We start from the raw sequence: 12,622 nt of genomic DNA, 5'->3' as shown, positions 1-12,622 counted from the left end.
ACTCAATCGGCGCAACCTTGTACGGGCGTAGAGACCGTCGTGTTGAGCAAGTAGGTTTGCCCGCCGGCCGGGAACGACAAAATCACCTCAAGATTGACGTTGTCGCCCACCGTCGGCGGAGGGCTGCCGGCGGCTATCTCTCCGACCCAGAGCGGCGGCGGCGGAGGTGCCCCCGGAAACTGCACCTGGACCGCGGAGGTGTTCGACACGGGGACGAATGTTGAAGGCGCCAGCAGACAACCTAGATCCGACTGATCGGCCTGGCAGACTCCTGCGGCGAAGGTCCCTTGGGTCACGCTGACCGAGGGGTCCGGCGTGACCCTGATGGAGATGCCCAAGGGAAACTGGGTGGGATTGCCGATCGATTGCAGCACCAGATGGGCCGCGTCCTCTTCGCCGCAGGCTTTAAGCAATCTCCCGTTCTGCAGATAGACGGGACTAGTGGAGGCGAAGTTGTAGAGATTGCCCAGGACTTGATGCATGGCCTGCACCCGGTCCATGAAATAGCGGGGCGTCCAGTCGGTTTGGGTGTAGGGCGCCAGCGGGATCATGGTGAATGACGGGTTGCCGTCGGCGATCGTCAGCAGGGTGACATGCTGGAGGTCGCCGGAGTTCGCATTGCCGTCCTTGGTCTTGCCGCCGGTTGCGCCCACCACCCGGTATTGGATGCCGTCCAATTCGGCCTCCATCTGGTTGTAGTGAAAATGGCCCGCGATGACGGCCTTCACCGGGTAGTCCTTAAGCAGGTCGTGGACGCGCGACCAACTGCTCCAGTTGTACCAAAGGGGCTGGTGGAGAAAAACAACCATGCCGGTGGCTGACTGATGGGCCATCAGGTCCCCTTGCAGCCACCTGTACTGAGCATCGCTGATCTCGCTGAAAAAAACATTTCCCCAGCGGGGGTCGGTGTGGAGATGCTCCAGGGCATAGAGGGAGATGAAGTGATAGCCCTTGACGTCGAAGCCGTAATAGAGCTGGTTGGCAGCCTTGGGATTGACGGCGCCGTAGAGCTGCTTGAAGAGGGTCTCGCGGGAACGGTCGGTGGAATTCTGCACGAAGTCAGGAGGGTTGACGTCGTGATCGCCCGCCGTCAGGTACCAATCGGCATTCAGTCTGTTGAGGAGGTCGGCGGCCTGCTGGAAGTCTTGCCGGACCTGCTCAGGCTCGAGTGTGCTTTCGACCAGGTCCCCAACATGAATGACGACGTCCGGCGACCGTTGGTTGAGGGCTTCGACACCCTGGCGCAAGACCTTGTAGGAGGGCGCTAAGTCGTCGATCCGGGCGGCTCCGGTCTGATCGCCGATGATCCCGATGGTGATGGATTCCTGAGCCGCAGCCGCCAGGGCGCCGCAAGTCAGCGTCCACAGGGCGAGGAGGGCCGGAAGCCTCGAAATGGCCTTGCTGCAATTCAACATCGTCTGACTTCCTCTCTACCGTCTTCTCAAATCCCTAAAGCGCTCAGCCGAGGGACGCCGTCGTCGAAGTCGACCACGGCTATTGTGGTGTAGTCGCAGCGGATGCGGAAGAGGTTGGGGAGGGGCATTTCCAAGAAGTGGGCCAGCAAAAGGAGATTGGTGCCGGCGTGGCCGACCAGGACCATGCGTTCCCAGGACGCTTCCCATTGGCGCTGCCAGGCGGCCTTCACGCGGAGCGACATCTGCTCCATGGTCTCTCCATCGGGAGCGCCGTTGCGCACCCAGTCCTTGAGGAAGGCGCCGGCGGGCTCGGGATCGAGTTGCTCGATCTGATCCCAGCTCAGGTTTTCCCAGCGTCCGAAATGGCACTCGCGCAGATCGGGATCGGTGTGAAGCCGTAGCCCGAAGAGCCGGGCCAGCGGACGGGCTGTCTGGCGCACCCTCTTCAAGTCGCTGCCGGCCAGCCGCTGGGGATCCCAATCGCGGGCTTTCTCGGCCAGGCGACGGGCCTGGCGCCGCCCCATCGGGGAGAGCTCGACGTCGGTGCTGCCGTGAAAGCGTCCTTTGTTGCGCACCTCGGCGTGGCGCACCAGGTAGAGGCGCCTCTTCATGGGGTCCTCCCCAGGTGGAGGGCCAGGCCCAGGTAGGTGGCCAGGTGGAAGACGACAATGATGGCGCCCAGCACGTCCCCGGTGAGTCCGCCCAGGCGCAGGCGGGCGTGAAGGCCCAGCAGCAGGACCAGGGGCCAGGGCAGGACGAGGGCGGTGATGATGATCCAGCCTTGCGTCCACCACACGGCCGCCGCGCAGGTGGCCAGTCCCAGCAGGATCTGAAGCGCACCCGTCCGCAGGGCCAAGGAACGGCCCAGCCCGTCGGAGCGGGCGGGCGTCAGCAGATGTCCCGCGAGGAGGGCGGCCATGCGGCTTATGAGGTGGGCCAGGATCAGTCCGTGCCAGGCCCAGAGGGGAGGCAGAGAGGCCAACAGCAGCACCTGTCCGCCCACGGCGATGATGAGGGCCAGCGTCCCGAAGACGCCGATACGGCTGTCGCGCATGACCTCGAGCTTGCGCTGGCGTCCGCCGCGGACCCCCAGCGAGTCGGCGTAGTCGGCCAGTCCGTCCTCATGCAGGGCCCCGGTGAGGAGGATTCCGGTGGCCACCGCAGCCAGCGCCGCCACGGAGGCGGGCAGAGCCCACAGAGCGGCGCTGAAGACTGTCGCGCAGGCCAGGCCCACCAGTCCGCCTACCAGGGGATAGAAGGCCGTCGACCAGCGCAAAGACGAGGGACTCGGCTCCTGCCTCAAGGGCACCGGAATCCGCGTCAAAAATTGCACCGCCAACAAAAAGGGGACTACCATGTCGTCCGTCTCAGGAAAGGTCCATTGGGAAGAGCCCACGGGCTCCAGCACGCGGAAACAGCATAGCAGGCTCATGACGAACCGCTCTGACAGCCGGGACCATCAACTGGAGCCGGGCCAAACAGTCCTGGTCACGGGAGGAGCGCGCAGCGGAAAGAGCCGCTTCGCCGAGCAGATGGCGAGAGACTTTCAGCGCGTCGTCTACCTGGCCACCGCCGAAGGGCTCGACGAGGAGATGCGGCGGCGCATCGAAAGCCACCAGTCCTACCGTCCGCCTCACTGGACCACGGTCGAGGAGCCGCTCTCCATCCTGCCCCGCTTGTCTCGAGCGGCACAGGAATCCGACCTGGTGCTGCTCGACTGCATCACGCTGTGGATCTCCAACTTGCTGTGCCGGGAACGCTCTGACCGAGAGATCGAAGGCGAGATCGAAGGCCTGGCCGAATGGACCGTCCGCCAGCCGGGACGTCTCATCCTGGTCAGCAACGAAGTGGGAGCCGGAATCGTCCCGGCCAACCCGCTCTCACGCCGCTTCCGAGACCTGACCGGACTGGCCAACCAGCGCCTGGCCGCGTCCGCCACGCGCGTCTACTGGCTGGTCGCCGGCATCCCCAACCGCATCAAGTAGGCGCTGCTAGGTGATCTCGGGCCAGCTCTCCCAGTCATAGCCGATGTCGGGATCGTCGTGCCGAATGCGCCCCTCGTCATCGGGATTGTAGACGTTGGAGGTCACGTAGAAGAGGTTGGCGGGTCCGGAAAGGCAACGGCAGCCGTGGGCCACTCCGGGCGGAATCTTGACGCACACGGCTCGCTGCTCGTCGCCCATCAGAAACCGCATCATCTTGCCCTCGGTGGACGAGCCCTTGCGCCGGTCGAAGAGCGCCACCTTGAGTACGCCGCCGAAGACGTACCACCAGTCCACCTGCTCACGGTGAACGTGCCAGGCCTTGGCCGTTCCAGTGTGCATGACCGCGTGGCTCCACTGCCCGAATCCCTCCTCGAAGAAAGAATCGTTGACGCGGATGATTTCGCGGAAGAATCCGCGTTCGTCGTGAAAGGTCTTCAAGTATTTGATAACCACGCCTTCGATCTTGGCGGACTCGAACTCGGCGTCTGCTACGTTGCTGTTGATGTCCATGTCTTACCTTGTCGGAGCTTCTTCTTTCTTGCCGGCTTCCCTCGGTTCGATCTTCTGGCGATAAAGGTCGACGGCCTCTCGGGACGAACCGCAAAAGAGCGGCTTGCCCTTCGAGATGACATAGACTTTGTCGCACATCTTGGTGACTTGGTCCAAGTCGTGAGAGACCAGCAGAATGCTGGTGCCCTCCTGGCGCAGACGGCGCATGCGGTCCAGACACTTATCCTGGAACTCTTCATCGCCCACGGCCAGAACTTCGTCCACCAGCAAAATGTCGGGACGCAGATGAACCGCCACCGCGAATCCGAGGCGCATGTACATTCCGGTGGAATAGTTCTTGATGGGGACGTCGATGAATCGCTCCAAACCCGAATAGGCCACGATCTCGTCGCGGATGGCGTCGATTTCTCCCCGCGCCAGACCGTAGAGGGCGGCGTTGAGGTAGAGATTCTCTTCCCCTGTCAGCTCGGGATGAAAGCCCACCCCGATTTCGATCATAGGCGCCACTCGGCCCCTGATCTCCACTTGCCCTTTTTCAGGTTCCAAAATCCCCGCCACGATCCGCAACAGGGTGCTCTTGCCTGACCCGTTGCTTCCGATGATGCCCACCACCTGGCCGCGTTCCACCTGCAGATCGACTCCCGCCAGGGCCCAAAAGGTCTCGCGTCGCTCGCGCCGCCGCCAATCCAGCCAGCCGATGAAGAGCTGCTTGAGCGACTCGGTCCGGTTGTGGCGGACGACGAAGCTCTTGTAAACCTGGCGGATATCGATCACGGTCTCGGCCACGACTACAACTCCTCCACGAACTTGGCCCGAGTGCGCCGAAAAGTGTAGATACCCACCACCAGGGCGGCCAACGACCAGCCGCCCATGGCCAGCCAGTGTTCCCAGCGCGGGATCTCGGCAAAGTAGACCGAGGACTGGTAGGCGAAGAAATAAGAGCTGAGCGGATTGATCCAGAAATAAACAGCCAGGCCTTTGTCGGCCACCATCTGGTAGTGGTAGAGGACGGGCGTGATCCAGAAGACGATCATCATCGTCACTTCGGTCAGATAGCGCACGTCCTTGTAGAAGGTGGTCACCGCCGAAAGAAAGAGGGCTGCGCCCAAGACGAAGATCCACTGCAGAGCCACGATCATGGGATAGAAGACCAGCGTCCAGGGCAGATCGCCCCTGAGGACGTAGACCGCCGGAATGAACACCACCACCGCCATGATGAACTGGATGAAATTGAAAGCCACCGTAGAGACGGGCAGGATCTCCCTGGGGAAGAAGATCTTCTTGACCAGGTTGGCGTTGCTGATGATCGACTCGGTGGAACTGTTGACCGTATTGGCGAAAAAGACCCAGGGAATGATGCCCGTCACCACCAGCAGGGGAGAAATCTCCCGCACTCCCATCACGTAGCGAAGCACCAGGCTGTAGACCACCACCAGGGACAGGGGGTTGAGGAGAGACCAGAGGAAGCCCAGATAGGATCCCCGGTACTTGACCTTGAGATCCTTGGCGATCAAGCGCTGGAGGAGTTCACGGTAGCGAAACAGAACCAGCGTATCGGCGATCCATCCCTTGGTGCTCATGTCCACTTGGCAAGCCGGGGCAGGATATCATGAAAGTGGCCATCCGTTTGACCCGTCCGCGGACCCTCGGCTAGTCTGACCTTCCGCCCGCGCTCGCGGAAGTCGCCGTTCCGCCCGCCGGGGGCGCCGAGAGGAGACCGATGTCGTCGCGCACGCGCCTGATTCTCAAGCTGACCGTCACCGCCGTCCTCCTGGCGACCGTCTTCTACCGCATTGATTTAGGGCGCTTCTGGACGGTGCTCTCTTCAGCCAATCCGCTGCTTCTTCTGGCGGCAGGCGTCGTGCAAGCCCTGACGGTGCTGCTGAGCGCCCAGCGCTGGCGGGTTATCCTGCGCAACTTCAACGTGTCCGAAGGCTACTCGGCCGTCGCCAAGATCACCTTCATCGGGTTCTTCTTCAACCTCTTCCTGCCCTCGGGCATCGGAGGAGACTTCTTCCGTTCCTATTACCTTTCCAAGCGCACCGGACGCGGCATGTCCACCACCCTGATGACGCTCATTCTCGACCGCAGCGCCGGACTGCTGGCCTTGCTGCTCATCGGCCTGGCGGCCGCCTTGGTCTACCCGATGCGAATCGGAGGCGTGAGACTGACCTGGGTCTTCGTCATCATCCTGCTGGTCTACATGCTGGCCAATGTGGTGCTGTTCCACTCCGTCACCCACCGCCTGCTGAGCCGACTGATGCAGCGCTTCAAGCGCGAGGGGCTGGAGAGGAAGGTGGAACTGGTGGCGCTGGGACTGCGCACCTTGCGCCGCAATCCGCTGGCCGTCCTCAAGTCGGCCGGGTACTCGCTGCTCATCCAGTTTCTGGCCGTCGTGGTGGTCTGGCTGGCCGCCCTCTCCATCAGCCTGCCCGCCGACTTCGATGTCTTCCTGATCTTCATCCCGCTGGTCAACCTGACCATCATGGTGCCCATCACCATCAATGGGGTCGGGTTGAGGGAAACGGTCTACATCGAGCTCTTCCAAACCATCGGAGTCAGCCAGGAATACTCGGTTTCGCTGGCCTTGCTTCACCTGGGCGTCTTCCTGCTGGCAGGATTACCGGGCGGAATCGTCTACCACCTCTACAAGAAGGACGAGCGCTTCAACGAGATTCCGGCGGCGGGCTGACTCAGAACCTCCCACGCGATAGAATGTTGGGTGTGAAATTGAGGAGAATCCAATGTCCGAAGAACGAATAGAGAAAGACTCGATGGGCCAGATGAAAGTACCCGCCGATGCCTATTATGGAGCGCAGACCCAGCGCGCGGTATTGAATTTCCCCATCTCCGACCTGCGCTTTCCCAGGCCCTTTATCAGGGCCATGGGACTGATCAAGAAAGCGGCAGCCGAGACCAACCGCGAGTTGGGGACGGTGTCGGGAGAGGTCAGCCAAGCCATCTGCCAAGCCGCCCAAGAGGTGATCGAGGGCAAGCATGACGGCCAATTCGTGGTCGACATCTTCCAGACCGGCTCGGGCACGTCCACCAACATGAACACCAACGAGGTGATCGCCAACCGCGCCATTGAAATCAAGGGCGGACAAGTCGGCAGCCGCGAGATCCATCCCAACGATCACGTCAACTACGGGCAGTCGAGCAACGACGTCATCCCCACCGCCATCCACGTCTCAGCCCTGGAACAGATCGAGAAAGTGCTGCTGCCCGCGCTGGGGAAACTTCAAGGTTCGCTGGCCGAGAAAGCCCGCCAGTTCGATTCCATCGTCAAGATCGGACGCACCCATTTGCAGGACGCCGTGCCCGTGCGCCTGGGCCAGGAGTTCTCGGGTTACGCCTCCATGGTCGAGCAGGGCATCCGCCGCCTGGAGTCGACCCGCCAGTCGCTTTCGCAACTGGCCATCGGCGGAACCGCCATCGGCACTGGACTCAACTGTCCCGCCGGCTTCCCCGCCAAAGTCGTGGCCAAGATCTCGCAATGGACCGGAGTCGACTTCCGCCAGGCCGACAACCGCTTCGAAGCCTTGGCCGCACGCGATGCCGCGGTAGAGGCCAGCGGACAGCTCAAGACCATCGCCTGCAGTCTCATGAAGATCGCCAACGACCTGCGGTGGGCAGGATCGGGTCCGCGCTGCGGAATCGGCGAATTGAAGCTTCCCGCCGTGCAGCCGGGGAGTTCCATCATGCCCGGAAAGGTCAACCCGGTCATTCCCGAGGCCGTCACCATGGTGGCCGCCCAGGTGATCGGCAACGACGCGGCCATTACCGTGGGAGGGCAGTCGGGCAACTTCGAACTCAACGTCATGAAGCCGGTCATCGCCTATAACCTGCTTCAGTCCATCGAACTGCTGGCCAACGCCTCCAGCGTGCTGGCCGAGAAATGCGTGGACGGCCTTCAGGCCGATGAGGAGCGCTGCAAGGAGTTGATCGAGCTGTCAATCTCCATGGCCACGGCACTGGCACCCAAGATCGGCTACGACAAGGCCGCCAAGATTGCCAAGGAAAGCTACCAAAGCGGCCGCACCGTACGCCAGATCGCCCTTGAGCAGCAGGTCCTGCCAGAGGACGAATTGAACGAAGCCCTCGACCCCATGCGTCAGACCCGTGGGGAGTGAGGAGGAGCGACGAACTCCTGCGGCGAGAACACTCGCGATGCTCTCAGAAGTGGATCGTCTTCGCCTTGATCAGGCTTTCGCCAGCCGGGTTCCCGGGATCGAGCGAATCGAGGGCTAGCGGCAAAGCACAGAGTTTCATTCTTGACGGAACTTCTTTGCATCGACGGGCGTGTAAAGGAGCATGCAGCCCCCATCCGCTTGGGACTTGGTCACGGCTCTCTCAGCCTGGTTTTGGCCCTTGGCCCTGGATCATCTTTGGCACGCTACGGCTTTCGCCGTGGTGGCGATTGCGGTGGTCTGGATACTCAAACAGGCCCCGGCCCGGGCCCGTTTTTGGGTCTGGATGCTGGCCACGGCTAAGTTTTTGCTGCCTACCGTTTTTCTGGCCAGTCTCTTTCCGGGACTGGGTATTCCCACGCCGGAGTCCGCTCACGGACTCTTCTGGATCTTTCAATCTGAAGCCACGGCGCCGGCGCTGAGGAGCCTCTGGGGCGGTTGGTGGCTTCTCCTCAGCCTCCTTTGGCTGGCCGGCGCCCTGCTCGTCTGGGCCCGTTGGATGAGCCGCACACGCCGGCTGAGCAAGCGCATTAAGAGCGAGGCTCCTGTGACAGGAGGACGGGAATACGACCTCCTGCAAGAGGCCCGCCGCCGATTGGGCGTCCACAGCCGTGTGCGGCTGCTGCTGACGGACAAGCTGGAGAGTCCCGGAGTCTGGGGCGTCCGCCAGCCTGTGGTGGTCTTGCCTTCCCATATGGCCAAGGGGCTGAGCGACCCGGAATTGCGAGGGGTCTTTCTTCACGAGTTGGGCCACGTATTGCGGCGCGACAACTTGACGGCTCAGATCTCGATGGCGGCGTGTTGTCTTTTTTGGTTCCATCCCCTGGCCTGGTTTCTCAACCGCCGCTTGCTCTCCACCCGCGAGGCCGCCTGCGACGACCTGGTGCTGGCTAACCTTGAGGACGCGCGCAGCTACGCCGACGGCTTGCTCAAGGTGGTCAGGCTGCGCATGGAAAAAGAAGTGGCCGGGCTAGCCGGCGCGGCCGGCGCTCCCCTGGGAAACCGCCTGCGCCGCATCCTCTCGGGGGCACCCGCGCATCCCCTCACCTTGCGCCACCGCGCGGCCCTTGTCTGCGCCGGAGCGCTGCTCCTGACTTTGACCGCCCTTTCTCCCGCCAAGGCCCCCTGCCCCTACGCCCAGCAGCTCAAGCTGCAACAGCAGCAGCGATCTGACGGCGACGAACCTTCGCCCTCCGGAGACCTCCTCGACGGCCTTCTGCTGAAGCTGTAGCCTGCCGCCAGGTTGAATGCGATCACGCTTAAGACCGTAGCTGTTAGTGCCGAGATCTAAACAGTCACAGGGTGAGGTGTGATGAAGGCTGTGGTGCAAACTCGATATGGATCTATCGATGACCTCGAAGTGCGGGAAGTCGATAGGCCGGCGGTGGGCGATGAGGAAGTCCTGGTGCGGGTGCGTGCGGCCTCGCTTCATCCCGACGTCTGGCACGTGGTGACGGGCCGGCCGGCCTTTCTGCGTGTCATGGGGGGTGGATTCTGGAGGCCCAAGAAGCCGATTCCCGGCACCGACATGGCTGGAACGGTGGAATCGGTCGGGGCCCACGTGACGCGCTTCCGCCCCGGGGATGCCGTATTCGGCGAAACCATCGCCTCACATCAATGGGCCAACGGAGGAGCCTTTGCCGAATACGTGGCCGTCCGGGAAGAGTGGCTGGAACCTAAACCCGACAACGTCACCTTCGAGCAAGCGGCCTCAGTTCCAACTTCCGGATACATCACCCTGCTCAACCTGCGGGGAGGACGGCTGATCCAAGCGGGACAAAAAGTGCTGGTCAACGGCGCCGGAGGCGGTGTGGGCACTCTGGCTCTGCAGATCGCCAAGGCACTGGGCGCCCACGTCACCGCCGTGGACACGGCCGGCAAGGGAGGCCTGCTCCGCTCCCTGGGCGCCGACGAGGTCATGGACTGCAAGCGGCAGGACTTCACCCGGGGAGACGTCCGCTACGACTTCATCTTCGACGTCCCCGGCAACTATTCCATCTCCCGCTGCTTGGGGACGCTCAAACCGCAGGGAAAATACGTGCTCATCGGGCACCAGCGCTTCGACTCGTCGTCGAGGCGACTGTTCGGACTCTTCCCCCTTTTTCTCACGCTCATCTTCCGCTCTTTCTTCCGCGAGCAACTGCGCTTGGGACGCGAGTCCGTCCCCAGCCGCAAAGAGGCCATGACTTTTCTCCGGCAGCTTCTGGCGGAGGGCAAGATCACCCCGGTCGTCGACAGCACCTATCGGCTGGAGGAGTTCCCCGAAGCCTTCCGTCATTTGACCCAGGACGAAACTCGGGGCAAGGTGATTCTGGCTGTAGGATCAGCCCCATGGGAGTCCAGCGCCTCATGAAACGTTGTGCCTTCTTGACCTTGAGCGACGCCGCCGACTTCGTCATCGACGACCAGCTCGCTTACCGGCCGCTGCGGGAGCTGGGTTGGCAGGTCGAAGCCGTTCCTTGGCGCGATTCCCGCGCTTGGGACAGCTTCCACGCCGTGGTGATCCGCTCGCCTTGGGACTACCAGAACGACCCCGAGGCTTTTCTGGCCGTCCTGGAGCGAATCGAGAACTCACGGGCGCAGCTTTTCAACAGTCTCGACTTGGTGCGCTGGAACCTATCCAAGACCTACCTGCGCGATCTGGAGGCGAGGGGCGTCCCCATCATCCCCACTTGCTGGCTTAACCGAGTCGAGCCGGGCCGCATCGGCGACCTGTTCGAGACTGTCGGCAACGAGCAAATCGTGATCAAGCCAGTCATCGGCGCCAACGCCGACGGGGCCTATCGCCTGGATCGGGGCGCGCTGCGCCGAATGGGTAGCGAAGTGGAATCTTACTATTCGCAGCGCCCGCTCATGGCTCAACCCTTCGTCCGCTCCGTGCTCGAAGAAGGTGAGTACTCTCTCTTCTATTTCAACGGCCAGTACAGCCACGCCATCCTCAAGACGCCCAAAGATCAGGACTTCAGAGTGCAAGAGGAGCATGGCGCCGACATCCGGTCCGTCCTGCCCGAAGAATCGATCCTGAATGCAGGCCGAAGCACCATCGAGGCCCTGCCGGAGCCGCCCCTCTACGCCCGCGCCGACTACGTGCGCGCCAACCACGGCTCCGGCTTCTGGCTGGTCGAATTGGAACTTATCGAACCTTCCCTCTACCTGCGCATGTCCCCCTCAGCCCCCGCCCGCTTCGCACACGCCCTCCACACCCGCTGGGGGGATCTCTAAACGTAGCGAGCGACCTCATACCGCCGAGAGCATTGGGCCTTCACTGCGGTCATCGAAGCGCTGGAGGCCGCGTGAGCCACTGTGGGGATCGCCGCAAGGATGCGCCTCCCACCCTTCAAGAATCGGCTCGCTTTCCGACTGGCGCGGGAGTAGCCTGCTACGTTTGAAGAAGAGCGGCCTGGGCGGTGGGCTCACCGTGGAGATCTCAGCCCGACTGCTCCTGGCCCCCGGCGCCGATCCCCACCTGGCCAACAGCTCCAATTCCCGTCCCATCGACCTGGTCACCGATCCCCCCGACAACCCGATGAGACAACTTCTTGAAAGACATATGGCGTGAGGCGATGGCAGTACGGCTCCGTTATCGCCGGGAGAGACCGGCGGGACGGTTGGAATAAGCGGGATCGAGCAAGCCTTGGCCAAAGAGAAACTCCGCGATGGCGGCGCCGAAGGACTGATTGGGATGAAAAACATCAGTGGGCGAGTCGCGGACAGTTCTTCCGGCCGACAACTGGCGGCTGAGCAATGGGGTCAGATCGTAGCAACGCAACTGCAAGTCGTCGCAAAACTGCAGCAACCGGGCGCGCGTCCGTTCCTCCTCGTCCGTCCATTCCTGGAGAGGCTTGAGCACCGGAAAAATGATGACGCTCAAACGGATCTCTGAGCCCAGCTCCTCCTGCAGCAGTGCCAGCGAATCGCGCACTTCCGCGGATGCTCGCTCAAAACCCGCTTGCTGTGAGGCCGTCCATGAAAGGTAGTGGCGGTAGAGTTCCGAGTAACGGAAAAGAACCCTGCTCAGTCCCTCCATTGTATTTCCCGGCATATACACGCGCATGTATCCGTCATTGTCGACGAAGGCCACGGGCGTGACCTGGAAGTCGTTGATGTGCACGGTCAGTATCACGTGGTCGGGTTCCAGCCGGTGATTGAATTTCTGGTAGAAAAGCACTTCCTGACGGGTGTTGAAGGACTCGACGCCGGCGTTCCAATATTCATAGCCGGCTTCTCCGTAGAGCTTGCGCAGGCCTGCGATAATCCTTCCTCGGGCAGTGACGGAATCGCCGATAAAGAGAAGCCGTTCGACGTCTGGACGCTTTCGGGCTGGATAATCGTTGACGATGGTGCCGAAGTCGCTGTAGACGTAGCGTCCTTCATGAGCCCGATATCCCAAGACCGGCCTGAACCCCATTTCTGGATCCACGATGAAGGAGACACCGTCCCGGGCCTTGCGAAATTGCTCCAAGTCTTCCCAGGCAAGCCGCGACAGGTGGGCGGGCCAAATCCGCGCCAACGCTTCGGAGAG

At 62.2% G+C, this 12,622-nt stretch carries 14 protein-coding genes; 7 read left to right on the top strand and 7 right to left on the bottom strand.

Annotated elements, in window-relative coordinates:
• Positions 1-2: 2 nt before the first annotated feature.
• The 3 genes from VLU25_14475 to cobS are packed head-to-tail and all read right to left on the bottom strand — an operon-like array spanning position 3 to position 2,847.
• Positions 3-1,415, bottom strand: a complete 1,413-nt coding sequence (locus VLU25_14475) for a metallophosphoesterase (protein HSR69138.1) — start codon at positions 1,413-1,415, stop codon at positions 3-5.
• 26 nt (positions 1,416-1,441) lie between these two features.
• A complete protein-coding gene (locus tag VLU25_14470) occupies positions 1,442-2,026 on the bottom strand; it encodes a histidine phosphatase family protein (protein HSR69137.1) in 585 nt (194 codons plus the stop codon).
• On the bottom strand, positions 2,023-2,847 hold the full coding sequence (gene cobS / locus VLU25_14465; GenBank protein ID HSR69136.1) for an adenosylcobinamide-GDP ribazoletransferase: 825 nt from the start codon (positions 2,845-2,847) through the stop codon (positions 2,023-2,025). The genes VLU25_14470 and cobS overlap by 4 nt, the downstream gene beginning before the upstream one ends.
• Here cobS and cobU point away from each other — a divergent pair.
• Positions 2,846-3,400 carry a bifunctional adenosylcobinamide kinase/adenosylcobinamide-phosphate guanylyltransferase gene (cobU, locus tag VLU25_14460; protein ID HSR69135.1) on the top strand — a complete coding sequence of 185 codons (555 nt, stop codon included), beginning with the start codon at positions 2,846-2,848 and terminating at the stop codon, positions 3,398-3,400. The genes cobS and cobU overlap by 2 nt on opposite strands.
• A 6-nt stretch (positions 3,401-3,406) precedes the next feature.
• Here cobU and VLU25_14455 read toward each other — a convergent pair whose 3' ends face one another.
• The 3 genes from VLU25_14455 to VLU25_14445 are packed head-to-tail and all read right to left on the bottom strand — an operon-like array spanning position 3,407 to position 5,490.
• The gene (locus tag VLU25_14455) at positions 3,407-3,910 is read right to left on the bottom strand and encodes a dTDP-4-dehydrorhamnose 3,5-epimerase family protein (protein HSR69134.1); all 504 of its coding nucleotides are present in this window, start codon (positions 3,908-3,910) and stop codon (positions 3,407-3,409) included.
• A 3-nt stretch (positions 3,911-3,913) separates the two neighbouring features.
• A complete protein-coding gene (locus VLU25_14450; protein HSR69133.1) occupies positions 3,914-4,696 on the bottom strand; it encodes an ABC transporter ATP-binding protein in 783 nt (260 codons plus the stop codon).
• Positions 4,697-4,698: 2 nt separating this feature from the next.
• On the bottom strand, positions 4,699-5,490 hold the full coding sequence (locus VLU25_14445) for an ABC transporter permease (GenBank protein HSR69132.1): 792 nt from the start codon (positions 5,488-5,490) through the stop codon (positions 4,699-4,701).
• A 140-nt stretch (positions 5,491-5,630) separates the two neighbouring features.
• Between VLU25_14445 and VLU25_14440 the strand changes: the two genes are divergently transcribed.
• The 6 genes from VLU25_14440 to VLU25_14415 all read left to right on the top strand — a co-directional run bounded on the left by VLU25_14440 (position 5,631) and on the right by VLU25_14415 (position 11,659).
• The gene (locus tag VLU25_14440) at positions 5,631-6,602 is read left to right on the top strand and encodes a lysylphosphatidylglycerol synthase transmembrane domain-containing protein (GenBank protein ID HSR69131.1); all 972 of its coding nucleotides are present in this window, start codon (positions 5,631-5,633) and stop codon (positions 6,600-6,602) included.
• 52 nt (positions 6,603-6,654) lie between these two features.
• Entirely contained in the window at positions 6,655-8,043 is a 1,389-nt protein-coding gene (locus tag VLU25_14435; protein ID HSR69130.1) for a class II fumarate hydratase, read from the top strand.
• A 181-nt stretch (positions 8,044-8,224) separates the two neighbouring features.
• Positions 8,225-9,331 (top strand): M56 family metallopeptidase, encoded by a 1,107-nt coding sequence (locus VLU25_14430; GenBank protein HSR69129.1) that lies wholly within the window; start codon positions 8,225-8,227, stop codon positions 9,329-9,331.
• Between the two features lie 93 nt (positions 9,332-9,424).
• Positions 9,425-10,453, top strand: a complete 1,029-nt coding sequence (locus VLU25_14425; protein HSR69128.1) for an NAD(P)-dependent alcohol dehydrogenase — start codon at positions 9,425-9,427, stop codon at positions 10,451-10,453.
• On the top strand, positions 10,450-11,322 hold the full coding sequence (locus VLU25_14420) for a hypothetical protein (GenBank protein HSR69127.1): 873 nt from the start codon (positions 10,450-10,452) through the stop codon (positions 11,320-11,322). Before VLU25_14425 ends, VLU25_14420 begins: the two co-directional genes overlap by 4 nt.
• 163 nt (positions 11,323-11,485) lie before the next feature.
• The gene (locus VLU25_14415; GenBank protein HSR69126.1) at positions 11,486-11,659 is read left to right on the top strand and encodes a hypothetical protein; all 174 of its coding nucleotides are present in this window, start codon (positions 11,486-11,488) and stop codon (positions 11,657-11,659) included.
• 21 nt (positions 11,660-11,680) lie between these two features.
• On the opposite strand, the gene VLU25_14410 is transcribed toward VLU25_14415, so the two are convergent.
• Positions 11,681-12,622: hypothetical protein (locus VLU25_14410; GenBank protein ID HSR69125.1), on the bottom strand; the 942-nt coding region annotated here is incomplete at its 5' end.

It is taken from the genome of Acidobacteriota bacterium (assembly GCA_035471785.1).
GTDB lineage: Bacteria > Acidobacteriota > UBA6911 > RPQK01 > DATIPO01 > JANQFM01.
The sequence above is the reverse complement of the archived record's forward strand: the minus strand, read 5'-3'. Positions and strand labels throughout refer to the sequence as shown.